This window comes from Microvirga arvi (genome assembly GCF_016892765.1).
Lineage (GTDB): Bacteria > Pseudomonadota > Alphaproteobacteria > Rhizobiales > Beijerinckiaceae > Microvirga > Microvirga arvi.
This window is the reverse complement of the sequence record NZ_JAFEMD010000052.1, coordinates 1-25,039: the sequence shown is the minus strand read 5'-3', so window position 1 is coordinate 25,039 and position 25,039 is coordinate 1. Positions and strand designations below refer to the sequence as shown.

The window sequence follows — 25,039 nt, the reverse complement described above, 5'->3', positions numbered from 1 at the left end:
GTGACGATCTCGATCGCCAACCGCATTCTTCTCGGCTTCGCCGTCATTGTCGCCCTCATGATCGGGCTTGGTCTTTACGCCTTGAACCAGCTTGATGATGTTCGCCAATCGACGGAGACTATCGTTGCACGCGATCTGACCATGATGCGCCAGATCGAAAGCATCGGCGATCAGCAGAACACCATGCGCGGGGTGCGGGAGGAAATCCTGTCCCGCTTCCTTCTGCGGTCGGCAGGCCAGCAACAGACGACCGGTGAGGATCTGATCCGCGCCTGGGAACAGCAAGCGCTTGCAACCGAGCAATCCCTGGCGCAGACCATCGCGACCGCCAACGACTATGCCGCGCGCTCTCTTACGACGCAGAGAGGTGATGCCTGGCGCCGGATTTCGGAGTTTCTTACCCGTGCGAACAGCGAGCTGCGCCAGCTGCGCGCTGCCACGGAGCGGCAATACGCAGCCCTGCAGAACAACGACCTTGTCGCCGTGCCAGCCACCCAGAGCGCCCTCAATACCAGCCGCGACGCCTGGAACCGAAATCTTGATCAGGCCAGGGGCACCCTCAGTGAAGTCATCGCGCTCGGACAGCGGCGGGTAAGCGAGGTTTATGACCAGAGCCGCACGTCGATCATCATGGCAATGGCCGGTGCAGCGCTCCTGAGCGTCCTGATCACCTATGCCCTGCGTTCGTCCATCACCGGCCCGCTGAACGCCTTCATGGCTTTCGTCGAGCGGGTCGGGCGCGGAGAGCTGGGCGGCCAGATGGCCGTCACGGGCAAGGACGAGATCGGTCATCTCGGCACGACGCTCAATGCCATGGTCGAAAGTCTGCGGCAGCTCGCACGGCAGAGTCGCGAGGCGACCGAGAACCTGAACGCCGCAGCAGCGGAAATCCGCGCCTCGACCCAGGAGCAGGCGGCCTCCGTCGAGGAGCAGCTCGCCGCCGTTCAGGAAACTGCCGCGACCGTCGACGAGATCACCCATTCGGGAACGCAGATCGGGAAGCGTGCGCAGGAGGTCATCGCCTCCGCACAGGCCGCCGCGCAGACGAGCATGGCCGGCCTGCAGGCGGTCGACGACACTGCGCGCGCCATGGATGCGATTCGGGAACAGGCCGAGGCGGTGGCGGAGAACATCGTGGCTCTGAGCGAGAAGACGCAGGCCGTTGGCGAGATCATCGCATCGGTCAACGACATATCCGAGCGCACGCATCTTCTGGCCCTCAACGCCGCCATCGAGGCGGCGGCAGCCGGAGAGCACGGCCGCAGCTTCGCCGTGGTCGCCTCCGAGATGAAGACGCTCGCCGATCAGGCGAAGGATGCCACGATGCAGGTGCGCTCGATCCTGGGCGACATCCAGCGCGGCATCAACTCGTCGGTGATGCTGACGGAAGAAGCCGTCAAGCGCGTCGGCGCCGGCAAGGAGCGCACCGACATTACGCAGCAGACCATCACCGGCATTTCGAGCCAGATCCAGGAGAGCGTGCAGACCTTTCAGCAGATCGTGGCCTCCACCAATCAGCAGCAGCTCGGCATCGAGCAGGTGATGGGCGCGCTGCAGAACATACGGCAGGCGAGCCAGCAGACCGCTGCCGGCACCCGCCAGCTCGATACGGCAGCGGCCAATCTGTCCCAGCTCTCACAGCAGCTCCTCGGCCTGGCCGAACGCTACCGGCTGTAACCCGGCGGGAATGGAGATGCGCGCATCGTGACGGACATCCGCAAGCAGCTGCTGGCAGCCTTCGAGGCGGAGCATCGGGAGCATCTTCATGCGATCCGGTCTGCGCTCGACCATGCGAGCCAGGGCGAGATCGACCTGACGGATGTCTTTCGTCGCGCGCACAGCCTGAAGGGGGCGGCCCGTGCCGTCGACCTGCCTGCCGTCGAGGAGGTCGCACACCAGCTTGAGACACTCTTCTCCCAGGTTCTGGAGGGGCAGAAACCCCTCGACGAGCCGGCGATCACGACGGTGCGGCGCAACTTGGATCTGATCGAGGATCTCGTTGCCGATGTCCTGAAACCGTCAACAGCTCCGGCTCCGGCGCAGGCGCAACAGGCTACGGCATCGGCACAGACAACCCATGAACCGGATGTCTCGTCTCCGAAGGTCGAGGCGGTCGCTCCTGTCGAAGCCGGATCATATCTGCGCGTGGCGACCGGGCAGATGGAGGAACTCTCCTCCTCCATGCACCAGCTCCTGACGGAGCTGCAGGCGAACGAAAGCCTGGATGATGTGTTGCGACAGATCGAGCTTGAGGTCCGCGGCCTGAGGCGGAGCTGGGATCAGCTTCATGCGCAGATGAACGCCCCTGGCGCGGCTGCACAGCAGGGGCTGACTGTCACACAGCGCAGCACCGTCTCGTTTGCCCCGCGCTTGCGCGACTTCGATCAGGGCCTGAACGCCTTGTTCCGCAGGCTCTCTGCCATGGCGCGCGAACGGAGACAGTCGAGCTGGTCCATCGAGCAAGCCGCGCGCCAAGTGCGGGACAACATCGACCGGGTGTCTCTCGTCTCGGCGGAGACGGTTTTCGGCGGCTTCGGGCACATGGTGCGCGAGATCGCCCGCAAGGCGGGGCGAGACGTGCAGGTGCGCAGCATCGGCCTCGACATCCAGGTCGACCGGCAGGTCCTCCAGGCCTTGAAGGATCCCGTGATGCACCTCCTGCGCAATGCGGTGAGCCATGGGGCCGAGCCACCGGAAGAGCGGATCGCCAAGGGCAAGCCGGAGAGGGCCGAGATCACCCTGGAGCTGGCATCGCGCGGCGGGCGCCTTGTGATCGGCATCCGTGACGACGGACGCGGCCCCGATCTCGCCCGCATCGAGCAGGTCGCCATCGAGCGCGGACTGCTCCAGCCCAGAGGCCCAGGCCACCCGCCACCGATGATGGACCAATTGCTCTCCCTCGTCTTTGCGCCCGGCTTCTCGACGGCGGGCGAGGTCGACCGGCTGTCGGGCCGGGGCATCGGTCTTTCCGTCGTGGCGGAAGCCGTGCGCAGGCTGCAGGGTTCCGTCCTGCTCAGGCCCCGCTTTCCCCACGGCACGGAGGTTCTCCTGAACGTGCCCTTCACCGCCGCACGCCAGCCGCTGCTGCTGCTCGAGGCGGAAGGCCGCATGTTCGGCCTGCCCGCCCATTCCGTGGAGCGCCTTCTGCGCCTGCGAGCGGAGGCCCTGGAAAGTGTGGAAGGCCGCCCGGCGACCCGGATCGAGATCGGGGGCCGGGACGTTATCGTTCCGATCGTTGCCCTTGCGGCCCTGACAGGATCCCCGAATGCCCCCCTCCCGACCGAGGCCGGACACGTGAAGGCCGTTCTCGTCCGCCACGGCTCCCGCACCTGCGCCCTTGCCGTCGACGCGTTCCACGATGTGCGGACGATGCTTGTCAGTGATGTCCAGGCGATCGGCCTAAGCGAACTCGTCTCCGGAACCGTGCTTCTGGAAAATGAGATGCCGGCCCTCGTCCTCAGCCCCGACCGTCTGATCGAGTATTGGATCCGGAACGAAGGCCGGCTTGCCGCAGGCGGTCTGGGCCTCACCCGAACGCTTCCTGAGGAGGATCGGCAGGCCAGGACGATTCTCGTGGTCGACGATTCCATTACCACCCGCACCCTGGAGAAGAGCATCCTGGAGGCGCAGGGCTACGAGGTTCTCCTCAGCGTTGACGGCATCGATGCCTTGAATGTGCTGCGCTCGGGCGACGCCGTGATCGATCTGGTCATCGCCGACGTGGAAATGCCGCGCATGGACGGCTTCGGCCTGCTGCAGGCGATCAAGAACGAACCGAGATTCTTCACCCTTCCCGTGATCCTGATGACCTCGCGTGCTAATCCGGAAGATGTCCGCAAGGGTCTCGATCTGGGTGCGAGCGCCTATATTACCAAGCAGAAGTTCGATCAGCGCGAGTTGCTGGCCACGATCGGACAGATGTTGTGAGTTGCGTGTGATGAGTATGGCGCCTCAGCCGCCGGTCCGGGTCATGGTCGTCGAGGATTCCCTCGTCGTCCGTCAATTGCTCGTGCACATCATTGCCAGCGACCCGCGTCTGGTCGTGGCCGCCGCCGTCAGTTCGGCGGAGGAGGCGCTTCGGGAGATCGGCCGTGTCCGGCCGGATGTGATCTCCATGGACATCCGCCTGCCCGGAATGGATGGGCTGGAAGCGACCCGCAAGATCATGTCCGAGCAACCCACTCCCATCGTGGTGATTGCCGACAGCATCGAGGATTCCTCTCTCAAGATCTCCATGAATGCGCTGCGGGCCGGTGCGCTGACGGTGGTGGAGAAGCCGGTCGGCCTCTCCAGCGCCGGCTATGCGGCTATTGCCAGCACCATCTGCACCCAGCTCTACATCATGAGCCAGGTACCCGTGGTCCGGCAGCGCTCGTTCGCGCCCTGGCGCGAAGCCCAGGTCTCCTGGGCGCCCAGGCGTGAACCGGAATGGAGCCCGGCCCGGCCGAGCATCATGGGCATCGCCGCTTCCACCGGCGGACCGCCTGCGCTCGCGAGGGTTCTGAGTGCTCTGCCGCGGGACTTCCCGCTTCCGATCCTCCTCGTCCAGCACATGGGCGCTGCCTTCATGGAGGGGTTTGCCTCCTGGCTGAACGGGCTGGTGCCCCTTGAGGTGCGCCTGGCCCAGGATCGGGAGATCCCAACCCCGGGCCGGGTTTATGTCGCTCCGGGCGACCGGCACCTGCTTCTCTCCCCTGCAGGCACGCTGACGATGAGCGCCGAGCCGCCGTTCGGTAACCAGAGGCCCTCGGCGACCCTGCTGTTTCAGTCGATGGCGCGCTCGGCCGGCCGCAGAAGCCTCGGCGTGATCCTCACCGGCATGGGCGAGGACGGTGCGCAGGGCCTCGTCGAGATGCGCCAGGCCGGTGGCTATGCGGTGGCGGAGGATGAAAGCACCGCCGTCGTTTACGGCATGCCGGCTGCGGCAGTTCGCCTGGGCGGCGTCAGTGTCAGCCTGCCTCTCGACCTGATTGCGCCCCGCATCCTGCGCTTGGCCCGGGGAGAAGGTGAATGAGCGCAGGTTCCATGACTCAGGCCGCCGAGATCCTGCTGGTCGAGGATTCCGAGACCCAGGCGCTGCAGTTGCGCCACATCCTGGAGACGAACGGCTTCCTTGTGTCCTGGCGCTCGACCGCGGAGGCCGCCCTCGACGGCCTGAACAGGAAGCTCCCCGATCTCGTCATCGCTGATTACCACCTGCCGGGCATGAACGGTGACGAGCTGACCCGTCAGATGCGCCTGAATGTGCGCACCCGCGCCATTCCGGTCATCATGCTTACGGAAGCCCGGGAGCGCACCGTCGAGCGCCAGGGGCTGGAGAGCGGCGCGGACGCCTACATCTCCAAATCCGCCGAGCAGGAACTGATCATCCTGCGCATCAAGGCCCTTCTGCGCCGACGCTCGCTGCCGATCGGCGATTTGCGAGAAGAGCGGCAATCCCCGAGCTTCGGAACGTTCCGCCGGGCCTGCATCCTGATCGTGGACGACAGCCCGACCCGCCGCACCTATCTCCAGGACATGCTGGCCCGGGAAGGCTATGCGGTCACGGTGGCACCAAGCCCTGCCGAGACTCTCCGGCTCATCCACTCTGCGAATGCCACCTGGGACTGCATTCTGGTCAACCTGCTGAGCCCAGGCTTCGACGGCATCGCGCTGTGCCGCCAGCTCAACCTCTACCGGGGCTTGGCGCCCCTCCCCGGAACGGATGCCCCAAGCTTTGCCATCGTGGGCCTCGGCAACGAGGAGGGTGGGAATCTGCATGCCCGCGCCTTTGCCGCGGGCGTGGACGACATCGTTCCCTCCAGCATCGAAGCCGACGGAATGCGGGTGCGCATCCGCGCGCTCGTCAGGCGCAAGCTCATGCAGGACGAGAACTGGCGCATCGAGGCGGAACTGCGCGAGCGGGAACTCGCCCTTGCCAGCGCCCGGGCCGAGGCAGCTTCGGCCGAGGCTCTCGCCAAGGCAAACCGCGAGCTGGAGGAGGCCAACGACCTCCTGAAGGGAACCCAGGCCCAACTCGTCCAGGCCGCCAAGATGGCTTCCCTCGGCGAGCTGGTGGCCGGCATCGCTCACGAGATCAACAATCCCCTCGCCTTTATCCAGGCCCACCAGGGAACGGTCGAACGGCTGCTCACCGAGATCGCCGCCAAGCTGCCCCCGGAGGCCGGGCTCGAGCGGCAGGTTCAGAAATCCCGCGACCGAATCGCCGCCATGAAGCTTGGGCTCGGCCGGATCCAGGAACTCGTTCTCAACCTTCGGCGCTTCTCGCGCCTTGACGAGGGCGACTTCCAGACCGTCAACGTGCCCGAATCCATTGAGACCGTGCTGGCCCTCCTGGGCTACAAGCTGGGCACCCGGATCGACGTGCGCCGGCGCTACAACGCGGTTCCGGACCTCTATTGCTCGCCTGCCCTTCTCAACCAGGTCGTGATGAACATCGTCGGCAATGCAGCGGATGCGATCAAGGGAACCGGCGGCATAGACATTGAAACCGAGAGCAGCGAAACAACCTATACGATCAGGATCAATGATACGGGACCGGGAATTTCACCGGAACTGCGGGAGCGCATCTTCGAACCGTTCTTTACGACCAAACCCGTTGGGTCTGGAACCGGACTTGGCTTGGCCATCGCCTATGGCGTAGTCCAGGCCCACAAAGGATCGATCACGGTGGGTTCGGGGCCGGCCGGCGGGGCCAGCTTCACCATCACGATCCCGAGGCAGACTGTTTCATGACCTTGTCGAGCGAGATGAATTCAACGAATGGCACGATCCTGGTCGTCGACGACGAACCGGACATCCTGATCGCACTCGAAGACCTGTTCGAGAACGACTATCGGGTGCTGACGGCCTCGTCCCCCACCCAAGCCCTGGATATCCTTCGGCATGAGCCGGACGTTGCCATCATCATCTCGGATCAGCGCATGCCGGAGATGCAGGGCGACGAGTTTCTGGCCAAGGCCCGCAACGTGTCGGATGCGGAGGCGATTCTTCTCACTGGCTATGCGGATCTGAAGGCCGTCATCGGCGCGGTCAACAAGGGCCGCATCATGGCCTATGTGCCAAAGCCCTGGGACCCGAACGCCCTCTCCAATATGGTCGCCGCCGCCTATCAGCGGCGCATGCTGGCCCGGGAACTCGACACCGAACGTGCCCTCCTGCACGGCCTGATGGAGAGCACCGGCGACCTGATCTCGTTCAAGGATCTCGAAGGCCGCTTCGTACGCCTCAACGCCGGAAAGGCCAGAAGTCTCGGATGCGCGGCCGGCGACTGTCTGGGCCGCAGGGAAAGGGATTACGTCTCGCCTGAGCGGGCGACGATGCTTGAGGAGGCCGAGCGCCGGGCCATCGAAGCGCGCCAGCCTGACGAGGTGATCGAGGAGCGCACCCTGCCAGACGGCAAGACGCAGTGGTTTCTCATCAACCACATCCCGATCTTGGATGAAGCGGGAGCCGTTACGAACCTAGCCACCATCGAGCGCGACATCACGGAGCGCAAGCTGATGGAAATGCGCCTGCGTCAGGCGGACAAGATGCAGGCTTTGGGGACCCTCGCAGGCGGCGTGGCCCACGACTTCAACAATTTGCTGATGGCCGTGCTCGGCAGCCTCGACCTCGCCTCGCGCCGCGCTCCCGACGATCCGCGCCTGACGCGTCTTCTTCAGAACGCCACCTATGCGGCCGAGCGGGGCGCGTCCCTGACCCAGAGGCTCCTGAGCTTCAGCCGCCAGCGGGACCTGCGGCTGCAGGCCGTAGACGTGAACCAGGTCATCGCCGGCATGAGCGATCTGCTGACCCGCACGCTCGGTGGCGTGATCCGGATCGAGCGGCATCTCGCGAACGAGCTCTGGGCCGCCATGGTCGACCCGGACCAGCTCGAACTGGCCATCCTGAACCTGTGCATCAATGCCCGCGATGCCATGGAAGAGAACGGAGTTCTCACCCTCTCGACGCGGAACGAGGACGTTGAGGAAGGCCGGATCACCGATCTAACCAGCGGGGATTACGTGGTGATCTCTGTCGCCGATAGCGGCAGCGGCATTCCGCCGGAAGTTTTGGCGCGGGTGCTGGAACCCTTCTTCACCACCAAGGAGGTCGGCAAGGGCACGGGCCTGGGCCTTCCCATGGTCTACGGACTTGCCCAGCAATCCGGCGGCACGGTGACGATTCACAGCACGCTCGGCGTCGGCACAACGGTGGAACTCTACCTCGCGCGCGCCGCGACGGCACAGGACGGCAGACCCCTTGAGGAGCGGTCCATTGCTGACGATGCTCCTAAAGTTCGCATTCTGCTCGTGGATGACGATGCAGAAGTGAGAACGGTAACCGCCGCCTACCTGACCGAGATGGGCCATCGGGTCGTGGAGGCGGCCGACGGATCCTCGGCCCTCGATATCCTGAAGGCGGACGACCAGCTCGATGTGCTGATCGCGGATTTCGCCATGCCGGGGATGACGGGAACCGACCTTGCCGACAAGGCGCGGGAAATCCGGTCCGATCTCGGGATCCTGCTCGTAACCGGGTACGCCGATCCCAAGCGCGTGCCGTATGGTCACCTTATGCTCCACAAGCCCTTCAGCCGCACGGACCTCGCCATGAAGGTGGGCGAGGCGACCCGTCGGAAAGAACAGTGATGCATGACGCAATCGGGCGGTCTTTAGCCCCGATTGTGGACAAGCCGTCTCTTCGGGCGCTCTCGGCAGAACTGAGGGAAATCGCGGAGATTTGACCTTCAAAACCGCACATTTGAGCTGCCGCATGGTGAGAAAATGGTAAATTTCTTTTAAAAATTATCCATTGTTGCATCGACAGATTGACAATATCGGGGCTTCGCACCTTAACTCCGTCACAGAACGGCCATGAGTAGAGCCGTCTCAGAGGACCAAAGGTAATGAAAAAATCAGCCCTTTTCGCAGCCATCTGCGTTCCGGCCTTCCTGGCCGCCGCTCCCCTGGCCGCCAAGACCCTCGTCTACTGCTCCGAAGGCAGCCCCGAAAACTTCTTCGCCGGCATCAACACCACCGGCACCACCTTCGACGTCACTGGCCAGATCTATAGCCGCGTCGTCGACTTTGAGCGCGGCGGGACGCAGGTCGTCCCTGGCCTTGCAGAGAAGTGGACCGTCTCTCCGGACGGGCTCGTATATACCTTCAACCTCCGCAAGGGCGTGAAGTGGCATTCCAACAAGAACTTCAAGCCGACCCGCGACATGAATGCGGACGACATCATCTTCACGCTGGAGCGCCAGTGGAAGCAGGAGCATCCCTTCTTCAAGGTGACGAGCTCCAACCACACCTATTTCGACGATATGGGCATGCCCAAGCTGCTCAAGTCGATAGAGAAGGTGGACGACTACACCCTGAAGATCACGCTCAACCAGCCCGAGGCGCCGTTCCTGTCGGATCTGGCCATGGAATGGGCCGCGATCCAGTCCAAGGAATATGCCGATGCCATGCTGAAGGCGGGCAGCCCGGAGAAGGTTGACCAAGAGCCGATCGGCACAGGTCCGTTCTACCTCCTCCAATATCAGAAGGACGCGGTGGTCCGCTTCAAGGCTTTCGACCAGTATTACGGCGGCAAGGCTAAGATCGATGACCTCGTCTTCTCGATCACGCCGGATCCGTCGGTGCGTTGGGCCAAGCTCCAGAAGGGCGAGTGCCATGTCATGCCTTATCCGAACCCGGCTGACCTGGACGCCATGAAGAAGGACCCGAACGTCACCATTATGGAGCAGGCGGGCCTCAACGTCGGTTACCTCGCCTACAACACCACCAAGAAGCCCTTTGACGACGTCCGCGTCCGCAAGGCCTTCAACATGGCCATCAACAAGAAGGCCATCATCGACTCGGTCTACCTCTCAACCGGCGTCGCCGCGACGAACCCGATCCCGCCGTCCATGTGGTCGTACAACGAGACGGTCAAGGACGACGCGTACAACCCCGAAGCCGCCAAGAAGCTTCTGGCCGAGGCCGGCGTTTCGAACCTTGAGACGGACATCTGGGCGATGCCGGTGCAGCGTCCCTACAACCCGAATGCCAAACGCATCGCCGAGCTGATGCAGGCTGATCTCGCCAAGATCGGCGTGAAGGCCGAGATCAAGAGCTTCGAGTGGGGCGAGTACCGCAAGCGTCTGCAGGCGGGCGAGCACCAGACGGGCATGATCGGCTGGACGGGTGACAACGGCGATCCGGACAACTTCCTGCACACCCTGCTCGGCTGCGATGCGGCAAAGAGCGGCGGCAACACCGCCAAGTGGTGCCATAAGCCCTTCGACGATCTCGTGGTGAAGGCCAAGGTCACGACAGACCAGAAGCAGCGCACGGAGCTCTACAAGCAGGCTCAGGTGATCTTCAAGGAGCAGGCTCCCTGGTTCACCATCGCCCATGCGGTGCAGCTGAAGCCGGTTCGCAAGGAAGTCGTGGACTTCAAGCTTTCGCCCTTCGGACGCCACACCTTCTACGGCGTAGACATCAAGGGCAAGTAAGCCTGCGACCCTGAAAAGACGGCGGGGCAGCTTCGGCTGCTCCGCTTTTTCTGCCTTATGGCGCCTATACTGTAGTTGGCGATGCTCCGCTTTATTCTCACCCGCGTCAGCCTTATCATCCCGACCTTCATCGGGATCACCCTGCTGACCTTCTTCCTAATCCGCCTCGTTCCGGGTGACCCCATCGAGACCATGGCCGGCGAGCGCGGGATCGATCCCGCGCGGCATGAACTCCTCCGCAAGGAGTACGGCTTTGATCGACCGATCCTGGTGCAATACGGCATCTACATCGCCCGCGTGCTGCAAGGCGATCTCAGCAAGTCCGTCATCACTCAGGCGCCGGTGCTTGATGAGTTCCTTGCCTTGTTTCCGGCAACGATCGAGCTTGCCGTGTGCGCCATCCTTTTCGCGCTGGTGATTGGCCTTCCCGCGGGGATCCTAGCGGCGGTGCGACGAAATTCGATCTTCGATCACGGCGTGATGGGCATTTCGCTGGCCGGCTATTCCATGCCGATCTTCTGGTGGGGCCTCATCCTCATCCTGCTGTTCTCCGTGCAGTTCGACTTGACGCCCGTGTCGGGCCGTATCGACGTCCTCTACTACATCGAGCCGGTCACCGGCTTCCTGCTCATCGACTCTCTCTTCTTCTCCGAAGACGAAGGGGCCTTCCGCTCCGCGCTCGCACACCTGATCCTGCCGACAATCGTGCTTGGTACGGTGCCGCTGGCTGTCATTGCCCGCATGACCCGCTCGGCGATGCTCGAAGTCTTAGGTGAGGATTACATCCGCACCGCCAAGGCCAAGGGGCTCTCTCGCTTTCGGATCATCGCCCTGCATGCCCTGCGCAATGCGCTCATCCCGGTTGTGACCGTCATCGGTCTGCAGGTCGGCGTGCTCTTCACCGGGGCCATTCTCACAGAAACGATCTTTTCCTGGCCGGGCGTCGGCAAGTGGCTCATTGAAGCCATCTTCCGGCGCGATTATCCGGTGCTCCAGGGCGGCGTGCTCCTGCTCGGCATCGTCGTCATGACGGTCAACCTTCTGGTTGATCTGGCTTACGGCCTCATCAACCCTCGCATCAGGCACACCCGATGACCGCTGAAACCATGGACGCTCCGGCCGTCGCCGCGCCGACGGCAACGCCGCCTCATCCCCTGCGCGAATTCTGGGGCTACTTCAGCGCCAATCACGGCGCCGTCGCCGGTCTCGTCGTCATCGTCGCCGTCGTGCTGGTGGCGCTTCTTGCGGATGTGCTGGCGCCGCACTCGCCTTATCTCACCGATACCACGATCGCCCTGAAGCCGCCCTTCTGGCAGGAGGGAGGCAGCTTCACCTATCCGCTGGGCACCGACCCGATCGGCCGTGACATCCTCTCGCGCCTGATCTACGGCGCGCGCCTGTCGCTTCTCATCGGCATCATGGTGGTAGCGATCTCGATCATGGTCGGCACCGTGCTCGGCCTTGTCTCGGGTTTCTTCCGTGGCATCATCGAGATCTTCATCATGCGGCTCATGGACGTGATCCTGACCCTACCGAGCCTGCTCCTCGCCATCGTGATCGTGGCCATCCTCGGTCCTGGCCTGATGAATTCCATGCTGGCGGTCGCTCTCATCATCATGCCGCATTACGTGCGCCTTGCCCGCGCGGCGGTGATCAGCGAGACATCGAAAGACTACGTCACCGCTGCCCGCGTGAGCGGCGCCGGTACCCTGCGCCTGATGTTCAGGGAGGTGCTGCCGAACTGCACCGCGCCCCTGATCGTACAGGCGTCGCTGGGCATCTCGACCGCGATCCTGGATGCGGCGGCGCTTGGCTTTCTCGGCCTCGGTGCGCAGCCGCCCTCGCCGGAATGGGGCACCATGCTAGCTGACGCCCGCGAATTCGTGCTCCGCGCCTGGTGGGTTGTGACCTTCCCCGGTCTTGCCATCCTCATCACGGTGCTTGCCTTCAATCTTCTGGGTGACGGACTGCGCGATGCCTTCGATCCCAAACTGAAGCGCTGATCATGGCCCTCGTTGAAATTGAAAATCTATCGGTCGAATTCCCGACCCAAGGCGGCATCATGCGGGCCGTCGATGGCGTGAGCCTCAGGCTCGAAGAGGGCGAAGTTCTCGGCGTCGTAGGTGAATCCGGCTCCGGCAAAAGCGTCACGATGCTGGCCCTCATGGGCCTCATCCCCTTCCCCGGCCGCGTGAGAGCGGACAAGCTCTCCTTCAACGGCCGCGATCTCCTGACGATCTCCGACAAGGATCGGCGCAAGCTCACCGGCAAAGACGTCGCGATGATCTTCCAGGAGCCGACAACCAGCCTGAACCCGTCCTTCACGGTCGGGTTCCAGCTTACCGAGACCCTGCGCCTGCACGAGGGTATGGACCGCAAGGCGGCTGAGCGCCGGGCCGTCGAACTTCTCGGTCAGGTGGGCATTCCGTCTCCGGAAAGCCGGCTTTCCGCCTACCCGCACCAGCTCTCCGGCGGCATGAACCAGCGCGTGATGATCGCCATGGCGATTGCCTGTAATCCCAAGCTGCTCATCGCCGACGAGCCGACCACCGCTCTCGACGTGACGATCCAGGCGCAGATCCTCGATCTTCTCATGACGCTCCAGAAGGAGCGCAGGATGGGTCTCGTCATGATCACCCACAACATGGGCGTGGTGGCCGACACAGCAAAGCGCGTGATGGTGATGTATGCGGGGCAGATCATGGAGGAGCGCTCCGCCGACGACCTCTTCGCTTCGCCGCAGCATCCCTACACGGCGGCGCTGCTTGCAGCCCTGCCTGAGCGCAGCGAAGGCGGCCGTCTTGCGACGATCCCCGGCGTGGTGCCGGGTCTCTACGATCGTCCGAAGGGCTGCCTGTTCAGCCCGCGCTGTGCCTATGCCACGGAGCATTCGCGCCATGTTCGCCCTGACCTGCGCCCCTGGGCCGGCGGACACATCCGCTGCCATTATCCCCTCGGCGACCCGAATCGGAACGCCGAAATTCAGCATGATCATCCCGTTGGGACGGAGGCTGCGTCGTGAAGGCTCCCGTTGTCGAAGCCAAGGGCCTGAAGCAGGTCTATAAGATCAAGCGCGGCCTGTTCAAGGAGCCGGCCAACCTGCAAGCCGTTGGCGGCATTTCCTTCGCCATCGAACCCGGCAAGACCCTTGCGGTCGTGGGCGAATCGGGCTGCGGCAAGTCCACGCTCGCCCGCATGGTGACGCTCATTGAGAAGCCAACGGAGGGTCAGCTCACCCTCGACGGCATCGATGCGGTCAATCCGCCGGCAAACTATGCCAAGGATCTGCGCCGCATGGTGCAGTTCGTCTTCCAGAATCCCTACGGTTCGCTCAACCCGCGCAAGAAAGTGGGCACGATCCTGGAAGAGCCGCTGGCCATCAACACCAAGCTTCCAGCCGCAGAGCGCACTGAGCGTGCTCGGTCCATGATGGCAAAGGTGGGCCTCAGGCCTGAGCACTACAACCGCTATCCGCACATGTTCTCCGGCGGCCAGCGCCAGCGCATCGCGATCGCCCGTGCGCTCATGCTCTCGCCGAAGCTCGTGGTGGCGGACGAGCCGGTCTCGGCCCTCGACGTGTCGATCCAGGCGCAGGTGCTCAACCTTCTCGCCGACCTGCAGGAAGAGATGGGGCTTGCCTATCTCTTCATCTCGCACGACCTCGGCGTCGTCCGGCACATCGCCCATGACGTGCTCGTCATGTATCTGGGCCATGCGGTCGAGCACGGACCGAAGGAGAAGATTTACGCGCAGCCCCTGCATCCCTACACGCAGGCGCTTCTCTCCTCCACGCCCGGTATCACCGGCGTGAAGCGCAAGCGCATCGTGCTGAAAGGCGAGCTCCCCTCGCCGCTCAACCCGCCGAAGGGCTGCGTGTTTTCGACACGCTGCCCCTATGTGACGGAGCGCTGCAAGGTCGAGCGCCCGGCATTGCGGGAACTTGATGGTCGGAAGGTTGCCTGCCACTACGCCGAGAACTTCCTGGAGGAAGCAGCGGCTTGAACTATCATGCGGGCAACGGCAGTCGCTTGGCTGCTGTTGCCTCATCGGCCCCCGGCGAATTGGCCGGCTCCGGCAGCTTCTCCTCATCGGTCGCCACCTTCAGGCATTGCACCACTGCCTCACGCAGGGACGAGACGTAGTAGTTGGCGCCGAGCGTGGCGCGCATCGTCTCGCTCTTCAGCACTGCGTCCTCCGCAGGCCAGAGGCCGACCAGAGTCGGAGCCTTCGCCTTCTGCTTCAGCCGCCGCAGCAGATAGCGCAGATGGGCCGGCGTGCCGCTGATCTCGAGATAGCTGATGCACACCATCTGGACGCCGGTCATGTCCAGGTTGAAGATCTGCCGGCGTGACACCGCTTCGTGCGGCACCACGCGGGTGCCGAGCCCGTGCTTGCTCAGGAGCTGCGCCAGCATCTCGGAGGCCGCTTCGTCGAGGGGGCCGCGGCCTGCAATGCATAGGATGGCGCCATCTACGCGCCAGACCTCCGGAATCCGGCTCTCCTCGGGCAGAGCCTCGGGCACCGCCGGTTCCTTGTTGGCAGGCTTCTCGCTCGCGGGAGCCGCAACCGGATCGTCCCTGGTCTTCTGCGGCTCGGGTTCCACATCGTCGTGCCCGCCCAGATCCTGCACCAGGGCCCGGATGACATCCTTGACCTGATCGAGCTGGCGATGGGTGAGGACGCCGCGCGTCGCATCGTTGGCCGCGAGTTGAAGCCCTCTCAGGGCGACCTCATCGTAGTACGAAGTCAGGGAACGTTCCTTGAGGAGGAGTTCGGCCGATTCGAGCGCCTCGTCCGGATCGCCCGCGAGCATGCGCTGATAGAGATTCTCGTCCGGCGTCAGGGCGGGCCGGTCGCCGAGAAGCACGTCGAGGAATTCCAGCCGCTCCACATGCCGGCCCAGCACGACGAGGCAGAGCGTCAGGGGTGTTGCAATGAGCAGGCCGACCGGTCCCCAGATCCAGGTCCAGAAGATGGCCGAAATGACGACGGAGAAGGGCGAGAGGCCCGTGCTCTGCCCATAGACGATGGGCTCGATCACATGACCCATCAAGGGTTCGCCGATCGCGTAGAGCGCAAGCGTCATGAGAGCCATGGACCAGCCGGGATCGACGGAGGCAGCAAGCAGAATCGGCGGCAAGGCAGCGAGAAAGGAGCCGATATAGGGGACAAAGCGCAGCAAGGCTGCAAAGACGCCCCACAGGATCGGGCTCGGCACCCCGATCAGCCAGAGACCGACAGAGGCCACGACACCGAAGGACGCGTTGAGAGCCAGCTGGGTCAGGAAGTACCGGCTGAGACGCCGTGCGGCATCGTCCATGGCGGCGGTGGCGCGATGCAGATCGCTGGCTCCGAACAGGCGGATCATGCGGTCGCGCAGATCTTCCCGCTGCATGAGGATGAAGACCAGCACGACAAAAACGATGCCCATGGTGGCCAGCGGCTCGAGCAGCGGCAAGAGTACATTCCGGGCGACCTGAGCCGGCGTCGGATCCGGCTCGTGAACCTCCACCGGAAGAGGCCTCGGCTCCTCAGGGGGCGGAGGCGTGGCCGTACTGGGAGACGCCGGCGCCTGCTGTTCCGGCGGCGGCTCCGCGACGGCCTTGTCGAAGCGGCGGCCGAAATCCTTCAGGAGTGCGGGCAGCTTGCCGAGCGAACCCTCGCGCAGGTGGCCGATCTTGGTTTCGATGGTGCTCTGATAGCGCGGCAGATCGGATGCCAGACCCGCCACCTGGAAGCCGATGACGGTGGCCAGGGACACGATGATCCCCAAGGCGACCAGCACGGCAATAATGACGGCGGGCACACGGCTCAGGCGCCCCCGGCGCAGCAGTTCGACGAAGGGGGCGAGCACAAAGGCCAGAAGGATGGCAAGCACGACCGGCAGGAATACCTCCCGCCCCACATAGAGCGCGGCCAGCACGACAACGCCCACGGCCAGGGTCAGCAGACCGGAAAGCCCCGGAACGCCGGGCGGTTCGATCTCCGTCTCCGGAGGGGGCACGGGAGCAGGTGCGGGGCGCATTCGGTCTCTCTGCAAGGCCGCGAGGCGATCTCGCTGGCCTGCAAACAACGTGCTCAAGCCTGAAACGATCCTTAAGCGTGGCTGAAAGCTTGTCCGTTCAAAACGCTGGGACCTTTTGCCATCTGTGAGCCATGGGTATCGGATCCCATCTCAATGGCATCCCGGGTTTCCTGCCCCGCGCTCTCATAACCTCATGTCGATCACCAGACGCTATCTTCTGATCGGGGCCGCTCTTGCTGCCTCTTCCACCGCCCAGGCTCAACAGGACAAGTCCATCTCGATGCCCGTCAACGCTCAGCGCAACTCGTTCAAGAGCGGCGGCAAGGCCATTGCCGTCGAAACCTTCCAAGGATCCGGCACCTCGCCCTCTCCAGCGCTTCTCATGCTGCACGGCGCCGATGGCTTGAGCTATAACAGCCAGTACCGTGAAGCGGCACGCCATGTGGCGGCAGCCGGGTATCAGGTTCACCTCGTGCATTATCTCGACCGTACAGGCGAGAAGCGGGCTTCGTTCAGCACCCTGTTCCAGAACTTCATGCCCTGGATGAGCACCGTTCAGGATGCACTGACCTTCGCGGCGAATCATCCGTGTGCGGATCGTGGCCGCATCGGCATCGTGGGCATTTCCCTGGGTGCGGCCCTGGGGCTTGCCGTGTCGAGCACCGATCCGCGCGTGAAGGCGCTGGTGAACTATTTCGGTCCCCTGCCGCAGGGGGCCATTGCTACCACCTCGCGCCTGCCGCCGACCCTGGTGCTGCACGGTTCAGCCGACCCCATCGTGCCTGTGGCGAACGCCTATGCGGTGGAAGCCCTGCTGCGCCGGCAGAATGTGCCGCACGAGGTCAAGGTCTATCCCGGCCAGGGCCACGGCTTCAGGGGCGCGGCGGAGGAGGATGCGACCCGCAGGGCCCTCGCCTTCCTTCAGCGGCATCTCGCCGGCACGCACGCCTCGACGAACTCGCCCCCCCTTCCAGTGGATGGCTGAGCCGTCTAAGACTTCTCATCTTCAGATCATCAGGCAGGAGCGATCATGACGGCTTCAGACGCGGCTCTCGCAGGCAACCCCCTTCTGACGCAATGGGCGACCCCGTTCGGTCTCCCGCCCTTTGAGAGCATCGCGCCGGAGCATTTCAGGCCCGCCTTCGACACGGCGCTTGCCGAACAGCAGGCGCAGGTTGCCGCCATAGCGGAGAGCACGGAAGCGCCCACTTTCGCCAACACCATCGAGGCCCTGGAGCGCAGCGGCCGGACGCTCAAGAATGTGGGCGGCGTGTTCTTCAACCTCGCGGGCTCGCACACCAACGACGCGCTTCAGGCCATCGAGCGCGAGATGGCGCCGGTCCTCGCCAAGCACCGCAACAGCATCTTCATGAACGAGGCGCTCTACAGGCGCGTGGCGTCGCTCTACGACAAGCGCGAGGAGCTCGGCCTCACCTCTGAGCAGATGCGCGTCCTCGATCGCTATCACACGATTTTCGTGCGTGCCGGCGCCAAGCTCGGGCCGGAGGAAAAGAAGCGGCTGGCCGCCATCACCGAGCGGCTGGCGAGCCTCGGCACGCAGTTCTCGCAGAACGTGCTGGCGGACGAGAAATCCTATCAGCTCGTCCTCGATGGCGAGGCGGATCTCGACGGCCTGCCCTCCTTCCTGCGCGAAGCCGCAGCCCAGGCTGCAGAAGAGCGCGGGCTGAAGGGCAAGCACGTCATCACCCTTTCCCGCTCCAGCATCGAGCCGTTCCTGCAGTTTTCCAAGCGGCGCGACCTGCGCGAGCAAGCTTTCAAGGCCTGGGCTGCGCGCGGCGACACCGGCGGCGACACCGACAACAAGGCGATCATCACTGAGACGGCGGCTTTGCGCGCGGAACGGGCGGCGCTTCTGAGCTATGAGACCTTCGCCGACTTCAAGCTCGCCGACACGATGGCCAAGACGCCGGACAACGTGATGAAGCTCCTGAACGACGTCTGGACTCCGGCCCGCACCCGCGCCGAGGAGGAGCGCGACGACCTGCAGTCCCAGGCGCAGTCGTTCGGCGACAACATCGTCATCGAGCCATGGGACTGGCGCTATTATGCGGATCAGGTCCGCATGGCCCGGCACAACCTCGATGAAGCGACGATCAAACCGTATTTCCAGCTCGACCGGATCATCGAGGCCGCTTTCGACACAGCGCACCGTCTCTTCGGCCTGAGCTTCCAGGAGCTGAAGGATTTTCCGCGCTATCATCCCGACATCCGCGCCTGGCAGGTCGTGGATGCGGACGGCCATCAAGTCGGCACCTTCATCGGCGATTACTTTGCGCGCTCGTCGAAACGCAGCGGCGCATGGATGAGCGCCTTCCGCTCGCAGGAAAGGCTCGCCGGCGAAATCCGTCCGATCATCGTCAACGTGATGAACTTCGCGAAGGGCGGTGCAGGCGAGCCATCGCTCTTGAGCTTCGACGATGCGCGCACGCTGTTTCACGAGTTCGGCCATGGTCTGCACGGCCTTCTCTCCAACGTGACCTATCCGCTGCTGGCAGGCACCGCCGTGTCGACGGATTTCGTGGAGCTGCCCTCGCAGCTTTACGAGCATTGGCTGTCGCAGCCGGATATCCTTCGCCGCTATGCGACCCATTACAGGACGGGTGAGCCGATCCCGGAGGAGCTGCTCGAACGGCTGATGGCGGCGCGCAACTTCAACCAGGGCTTCGCCACAGTGGAATATCTCGCCTCGGCCTTCGTCGACCTCGAGCTTCACCGCCGCAAGGATCTGAGCCATCTCGACATCTCGGCCTTCGAAGCGGAGACGCTGCGGAAGATCGGCATGCCGCGCGAGATCATCATGCGCCACCGCACGCCGCATTTCACCCATGTGTTCTCCGGCGACGGCTATTCGTCGGGCTACTACAGCTATCTCTGGTCGGAGGTACTGGACGCGGACGCCTTCACGGCCTTCGAGGAAACGGGCGATGCCTTCAACAGGGAGATGGCGGAAAAGCTGAAGCTCTTCATCTACTCCGCCGGCAACCTGCGCGACCCGGCCGAGGCTTACACAGCCTTCCGGGGGCGTCTGCCTACGGCGGATGCTCTCTTGGCCAAGCGAGGATTGGCGGCCTGAGACAGTTGAGTAAGGTGGCGGGCCTGACGCAGGCCTGTCACGCCGTACCGGAGACGTCTGCGACAAGGGCTCTTGGGCGCTTCGCGACGTGGAACCGGATCCGGCAGATGCGGGGCGCTTCCTTCGGAGGTAACCCGGAAGAGGTAAGCGGACGCAAGACGCTTTTTAGGAAAGTCATCCCTTTCGGATCGATTTCCAAGGCTTTCGCGTCGAGCACCGGCATGAGCGCCTTTCCCCTCTATTGTGTGTTTGTCTGGAAACGCAACGCCTACAAAGAAGAACAGCCATGCTTGAGCAAAGTTCCTTCGTTCAGCGAGCGAACCTCAGCTCGCTGACCTGCCGCGACACCTGCCCCGGCACTAGGATAGACGACGGGAAATGGGCTTTATTGGGGCTGTCGGGAAAGCGCTGCGGCTCCAGGCAGAGACCGCCGTGCCGGCCGTACTTGGTCTCCCCCAGGCCATGGACCGGGATGTCCATCAGGTGCCCGTCATAAAACTGGAGGCCGGGCTCCGTCGTCCAGAGTTCCATGGCCACGCCGCTCCTGAGCGACGCGAGCGTCGCGGCGTGCCGAAGCTCCCCGTAAGGTCCCTGAAGCACATAATTGGTATCGTAGAGAATGCGTTCGTGCATGAACTCGGCCGCGCCGATGGGCCTGAGGGTAGTGAAGTCGTAGCCGGTATTGGCCACGCGCCTGATCTCCCCCGTCGGGATGAGATCGGGGCGGGTCGGCGTGATGTAATCGGCCGCGATCATCAGGTGATGCGCCAGGATGTCCGCGCTGCCGTCGAGATTGAAGTAGCCGTGGGTGGTGAGATTGACCGGTGTCGGCTGGTCGCAGGTGGCCTCGAGGACGATCCGTAAGCCGCACGACGGCAGGAGCGTATAGGTGCAGGTGGCGATCAGGCGGCCGGGATACCCCATGTCGCCGTCTTCCGACACGAGGCTCAAGGTGGCGCTGGAGGAGCTGTGATCGACGAGGCTCCAGAGCCGCGTGCCGAAGCCCATCGTGCCGCCATGCAGCTGGTTACGACCCTCGTTGGCATCGAGACGATAGGTTTCCCCGTTCAGGGTGAATCGGGCCTCTCCGATGCGGTTGGCGTGGCGCCCGACAATGGCGCCGAAATAAGGGGAATGGGCGACGTAATCCTCGATGGAATTGAGCCCGAGCACCACCCGCTGCGAGCCTGCCACGGAGGGCACGACGAGATCGCGCACCACCGCTCCCCAAGTCAGGACCTGCATCTCCATGCCGTCGGGACCCTGCAGCGAGATCTGCAGGACATCCTGCCCGTGGAGGGAACCGAAACGCTCGATGGTCATGGTGCCTATCCCTCGAAGATGTTGGCCTTCAGGCCGCGGATGCCGCCGGTTTCGACCTTGAAAAGGTGGCCCGCCATCACGTCGATATGCGGGTCGCGTCCAATCGCGGCGGTGGTGATGTAGAGCGTGGTCAGATCAGGCCCGCCGAAGGCGCATTTCGTCACCTGCGCGGTCGGGACCGAGACGGTGCGCTCGACCGAGCCGTCGGGAGCAAAGCGGGTGATGCGCGAGGCCCCCCAGTGGCAGACCCACAGATAGCCTTCCGCATCGACCGCCATGCCGTCGGGATGCCCCCAGCTCTGCTCGAAGCGCGCGAAGGGCCTGGGCTTGCCGATGGCGCCCCCGCCAGCGTCGAGGGCATGGATGACCTGCCCGATGGTGTCGGTGGCGTAGATCCTCCGGCCGTCATGGCTAAAGGCCGGACCGTTGGTGACCACGATCCCGGAATGGAACTGAGTCAATTCCTTGCCGTCCCAGCGCCAGAAAGCACCCGATTTGTTTTTCTCGTCGTCGTCCATGGTGCCGAAATAGATCGCCCCGTCCGGCCCCACATGACCGTCGTTGATGCGGTTGTTCGGCTTGTCCTTGTCGGGCGACACGATCGGCTGCACCGCGCCCGTCTTGAGATTGAAGCGGGCGAGGCCCGACTTGAAGCCGGCGATCACCTCATCCTCGTCAGGGGTCAGGGCGATGAAACCGATCCGCTCCGGCGCATCGACCCGGAAATGCTCTTTCGTCTCCGGCCGATAGCGCCATACCCCTGGGTTCTTGATGTCGACCCAGAACAGCGTGTTCGAGCGATGATCCCACACGGGCCCTTCCCCCAATACACAGGCGCTGGCCACAGCCACATGGGGCGTCTCCGGGTGAACGGCTGGATGGGTCATGGCTCCCCTCTGAGTCCGATGGTTTGTTCTTCGCTCTGCCGGTAACTCCGGCCACGCCCAATGGGTCCCGTCAGGCTAGAGCATCGGATGGGTCCGCACGATGCGCTATGCACTCTCTGCGATCTGGCGCGCCAGTCGCACGAGGCTCAGGTCCGAGCCGGCCGGTCCCATGAGCGATAGCCCCAGAGGCGCACCCGAACGGGAGGCAAGCGGGATCGAGACCTGGGGCAGGCCCGACAGGACCGACAGGCAGAGCAGGTTCAGGGCATTGTTGCGATAGTCGTTGAGCGACTCGTCGCTCTCGGTGAGCAGCGGCGCGATGTCGGGCATGGTCGGCAGGATCAGCACCGCATCCGTGCCGAACAGGGCATTGAACCGCTTGCGGAAGGCTGAGCGAATCACCTGGGCTTCCGCCACTTGACTGTCGGTCACTGCCTTCGAGAACTCGAACCGGTCGGCAACTCCGGGACCGAGAGGCGGGCGATAGCGCTCGATCATCGGCCCGTCGACCGTCCAGGCCTCCCGGCTCTGGATATACCGCATGGCCCAGTAGAGAGCGGTGAAGCCCTCTGTCGCCGCATCGACCTCCGCGGACTCGCCCAGCACGGCCGTGCTCCGCCGCAGGGCCGGCGCAAGTGCTTCCCTCACCTCTCGATGGAGCAGGCCGAAGGCATCTTGCGCCAGGAGCACGCGGGGTTTCTGTGGCAGGGGAGTGCTGTCCTCGCCCAGCAGCATCTCGCCCACCCGCTCGAAGGTGGCGCCGTCGCGGGTGAAGTAGCCGCAGGTGTCGAAGGAGGGCGCGAGATCGTGGCAGAGCTCGAGGCTGACCCGGCCATGGGTCGGCCGGATGCCGAAGAGGCCGCAATGGCTGGCCGGCGCCCGCACGGAGCCGCCCGTATCGGTGCCGAGCGCGAAGTCGCACAGCCCGTTCGAGACGGCCGCCGCCGAGCCTGACGACGAGCCGCCCGGGATGCGGTCGGGCGCACCGCCGTTCACCGGCGTGCCGAAATGGGCGTTCTTGCCGCTCATGGAAAAGGCGAGTTCGTCCGTGATCGTCTTGCCTACAAGCCGCGCGCCGGCATCGAGAAGCTTCTGGACAATGGGCGCCGTGCGGGTCCTGATCCCCGACATGGCAAGCATCTGGGGCGATCCCGCGCTCGTCGGATAACCTGCGACGTCGAACAGGTCCTTGGCGGCGAAGGTCAGCCCGGACAATGCTCCCGTCTGCGCATGGGGAACCGGAACGGCCGGATAGGGCATGAAGGCATAGGCGGGATCGCGGTCGAGAAGCATCAGCCTGTCACTTTAGGTAACGGAGGGGATGGCGAATGTGTCATTCTCTCCCGGAGACAAGCAAGGCAGGATTTGGCGAACCTTGGCAGTTTGTGTCTTTCTTCTCGACCCGATTGGCCCTAAATCCTCGCACATTCTCGATTGAAGGGATGCCGCAATGGCGACAACAACGACGATCCGCTGGCTGGCTCTTGGGGCAGCGCTCGCATTCGGGGCGCCGGCGGCTCAGGCGCAGCAGCCTCCGATCAAGATCGGCGAGCTGAATTCCTATGCGCAGTGGGCGGCCTTCACCGTGCCCTACCGCAACGGCTGGCAGATGGCCCTCGACGAGATCAACGCCAAGGGCGGGGTGCTCGGCCGCAAGATCGAGATCGTCTCCCGCGATGATGGTGCGACCACCGGCAGCGCCACCCGCGTGGCGGACGAGCTGGTGAGCCGCGAGGGCGTTTCGCTCCTCTTTGGCTCCTTCCTGTCGAATGTCGGCGTCGCCATGGCGGATTTCGCCAACCAGAAGAAGATCGTCTACATCGCCGCCGAGCCGCTCACCGACGCCGTCACGATGGCGCAGGGCAACCGCTACACCTTCCGCGTCCGGCCCAACAACTTCATGCAGGTCGGCATGCTGGTGGATCAGGCCAAGGCCTCCGGCGCCAAGCGCTGGGCCATCGTCGCGCCGAACTACGAATACGGCCAGTCGGCTGCGGCCGTGTTCAAGCGCCTGATCCAGGAGCGGGTGCCGGGAGCCCAGATCGTCGCCGAGCAATATCCGGCGCTAGGCAAGATCGAGGTAGGCGCCACCGCCTCGGCCATCGAGCAGGCGAAGCCCGACGGCATCTTCAACGTGCTCTTCGGCCCCGACCTCACGCAATTCGTCCGCGAAGGCAACACCCGCGGCCTCTTCGAGGGCGCGACCGTTCTCTCGCTTCTCACCGGCGAGCCCGAATGGCTCCTGCCCCTGAAGGACGAGGTGCCCGAAGGCTGGACCGTGACCGGCTATCCCTGGGACGAGATCAAGGAGCCTAAGCACAAGGCCTTCATCGACGCCTATCGCGCCAAGTACAACGACACGCCGCGCCTCGGCTCGCTCTTGGGCTACATGGTCGTCACCATGATCCGCGACGCCATCGAACGCGCCGGCTCCACCGAGACGGAGGCCGTCATCAAGGCGCTGGAGGATGCGAAGTTCGACACGGTCATCGGTCCCGTCACCATGCGCGGCATCGACAACCAGTCCTCCATGGGGGCCTGGGTCGGCAAGCTCGTTCTGAAGGGCGCCGCCGGCGGCATGGCCGACTGGACCTACAAGGACGGCGCGTCGTTCATGCCGACCGAGGCCGAGGTGAAGGCGGTTCGGAAGGATTGACGCGCCTTCACCCTCCCCTTGAGGGGGAGGGTCGACCGTAGGTCGGGGTGGGGTGGCACCACAACAGAAAACCAATCATGTCAAACATCAACCACTTCAGACGTGAGAGAGCAAAACAGCTTCGCTCGAATGCCACTGAGCCCGAGCAGGCTCTCTGGCGCGCCCTGAAGCGGATCCCTGTCTACGGCAGCCACTTCCGCCGCCAGGTCCCCATTGGCCCTTATGTAGCCGACTTCGCCTGCCTGAAGGCCCGCCTTCTCGTCGAACTCGATGGTGGCCACCATGCACAGGATGACATCGCTGCCCAAGACGAGGTCCGAACGGGCTGGCTCGAAAAGGAAGGCTATCACGTCGTCCGCTTCTGGAACACCGAACTGATCCAGAACATGAACGGCGTTCTCGACACTATTTACGCAGCCCTGTATGGCTCGCCTCAATCGGAAGCGCTTGCGCTTCCCACCCCACCCCGGCCTGACGGCCGACCCTCCCCCTCAAGGGGAGGGTAAATGATGGACCCCGCCTTCCTCGCCGTTCAGGCTCTCAGCGGCTTGTCCAGCGCCTCCTCGCTCTT

18 protein-coding genes are annotated in these 25,039 nt (G+C 64.1%); 14 read left to right on the top strand and 4 right to left on the bottom strand.

The features are described 5' to 3' along the window. The 10 genes from ILT44_RS23475 to ILT44_RS23430 all read left to right on the top strand — a co-directional run bounded on the left by ILT44_RS23475 (position 1) and on the right by ILT44_RS23430 (position 14,485). On the top strand, positions 1-1,677 hold the full coding sequence (locus tag ILT44_RS23475) for a methyl-accepting chemotaxis protein (RefSeq protein WP_204242036.1): 1,677 nt from the start codon (positions 1-3) through the stop codon (positions 1,675-1,677). 27 nt (positions 1,678-1,704) lie between these two features. Further along, positions 1,705-3,927, top strand: a complete 2,223-nt coding sequence (locus tag ILT44_RS23470; protein ID WP_204242035.1) for a hybrid sensor histidine kinase/response regulator — start codon at positions 1,705-1,707, stop codon at positions 3,925-3,927. Between the two features lie 10 nt (positions 3,928-3,937). After that, positions 3,938-5,014 carry a chemotaxis-specific protein-glutamate methyltransferase CheB gene (gene cheB, locus ILT44_RS23465; RefSeq protein ID WP_204242034.1) on the top strand — a complete coding sequence of 359 codons (1,077 nt, stop codon included), beginning with the start codon at positions 3,938-3,940 and terminating at the stop codon, positions 5,012-5,014. Next, entirely contained in the window at positions 5,011-6,735 is a 1,725-nt protein-coding gene (locus ILT44_RS23460; RefSeq protein ID WP_204242033.1) for a response regulator, read from the top strand. Before cheB ends, ILT44_RS23460 begins: the two co-directional genes overlap by 4 nt. Then, entirely contained in the window at positions 6,732-8,633 is a 1,902-nt protein-coding gene (locus ILT44_RS23455) for a response regulator (protein WP_204242032.1), read from the top strand. Before ILT44_RS23460 ends, ILT44_RS23455 begins: the two co-directional genes overlap by 4 nt. A 257-nt stretch (positions 8,634-8,890) precedes the next feature. After that, positions 8,891-10,483: an ABC transporter substrate-binding protein gene (locus ILT44_RS23450; protein ID WP_204242031.1), complete on the top strand. Its 1,593-nt coding sequence runs from the start codon at positions 8,891-8,893 to the stop codon at positions 10,481-10,483. An 81-nt stretch (positions 10,484-10,564) separates the two neighbouring features. Continuing rightward, on the top strand, positions 10,565-11,578 hold the full coding sequence (locus ILT44_RS23445; RefSeq protein WP_204242030.1) for an ABC transporter permease subunit: 1,014 nt from the start codon (positions 10,565-10,567) through the stop codon (positions 11,576-11,578). After that, the gene (locus ILT44_RS23440; RefSeq protein ID WP_204242029.1) at positions 11,575-12,486 is read left to right on the top strand and encodes an ABC transporter permease subunit; all 912 of its coding nucleotides are present in this window, start codon (positions 11,575-11,577) and stop codon (positions 12,484-12,486) included. Before ILT44_RS23445 ends, ILT44_RS23440 begins: the two co-directional genes overlap by 4 nt. 2 nt (positions 12,487-12,488) lie before the next feature. After that, the gene (locus ILT44_RS23435; protein WP_204242028.1) at positions 12,489-13,505 is read left to right on the top strand and encodes an ABC transporter ATP-binding protein; all 1,017 of its coding nucleotides are present in this window, start codon (positions 12,489-12,491) and stop codon (positions 13,503-13,505) included. After that, positions 13,502-14,485 (top strand): peptide ABC transporter ATP-binding protein, encoded by a 984-nt coding sequence (locus ILT44_RS23430; RefSeq protein ID WP_204242027.1) that lies wholly within the window; start codon positions 13,502-13,504, stop codon positions 14,483-14,485. Before ILT44_RS23435 ends, ILT44_RS23430 begins: the two co-directional genes overlap by 4 nt. Before the next feature lie 4 nt (positions 14,486-14,489). Here the strand turns inward: ILT44_RS23430 and ILT44_RS23425 are convergent, their stop codons facing one another. Then, complete coding sequence (locus ILT44_RS23425; RefSeq protein ID WP_204242026.1) at positions 14,490-16,508, bottom strand: AI-2E family transporter; 2,019 nt, start codon at positions 16,506-16,508, stop codon at positions 14,490-14,492. 193 nt (positions 16,509-16,701) lie between these two features. On the opposite strand from ILT44_RS23425, the gene ILT44_RS23420 reads away from it, so the two are divergent. Together ILT44_RS23420 and ILT44_RS23415 are read left to right on the top strand one after the other, a co-directional pair. After that, entirely contained in the window at positions 16,702-17,493 is a 792-nt protein-coding gene (locus tag ILT44_RS23420; RefSeq protein ID WP_204242025.1) for a dienelactone hydrolase family protein, read from the top strand. Positions 17,494-17,538: 45 nt separating this feature from the next. Next, the gene (locus ILT44_RS23415; RefSeq protein WP_204242024.1) at positions 17,539-19,602 is read left to right on the top strand and encodes a M3 family metallopeptidase; all 2,064 of its coding nucleotides are present in this window, start codon (positions 17,539-17,541) and stop codon (positions 19,600-19,602) included. Positions 19,603-19,911: 309 nt separating this feature from the next. Here the strand turns inward: ILT44_RS23415 and ILT44_RS23410 are convergent, their stop codons facing one another. The 3 genes from ILT44_RS23410 to ILT44_RS23400 all read right to left on the bottom strand — a co-directional run bounded on the left by ILT44_RS23410 (position 19,912) and on the right by ILT44_RS23400 (position 23,105). Continuing rightward, positions 19,912-20,925 (bottom strand): aldose epimerase family protein, encoded by a 1,014-nt coding sequence (locus ILT44_RS23410; RefSeq protein WP_204242023.1) that lies wholly within the window; start codon positions 20,923-20,925, stop codon positions 19,912-19,914. Positions 20,926-20,930: 5 nt separating this feature from the next. Beyond that, positions 20,931-21,812, bottom strand: coding sequence for an SMP-30/gluconolactonase/LRE family protein (locus tag ILT44_RS23405; RefSeq protein WP_204242022.1), 882 nt, complete (start codon positions 21,810-21,812; stop codon positions 20,931-20,933). Positions 21,813-21,917: 105 nt separating this feature from the next. Next, positions 21,918-23,105 (bottom strand): amidase, encoded by a 1,188-nt coding sequence (locus ILT44_RS23400; RefSeq protein ID WP_204242021.1) that lies wholly within the window; start codon positions 23,103-23,105, stop codon positions 21,918-21,920. A 157-nt stretch (positions 23,106-23,262) separates the two neighbouring features. On the opposite strand from ILT44_RS23400, the gene ILT44_RS23395 reads away from it, so the two are divergent. Beyond that, a complete protein-coding gene (locus ILT44_RS23395) occupies positions 23,263-24,468 on the top strand; it encodes an ABC transporter substrate-binding protein (protein WP_204242020.1) in 1,206 nt (401 codons plus the stop codon). A 77-nt stretch (positions 24,469-24,545) separates the two neighbouring features. After that, complete coding sequence (locus tag ILT44_RS23390) at positions 24,546-24,974, top strand: endonuclease domain-containing protein (RefSeq protein WP_204242019.1); 429 nt, start codon at positions 24,546-24,548, stop codon at positions 24,972-24,974. Positions 24,975-25,039: the final 65 nt, after the last annotated feature.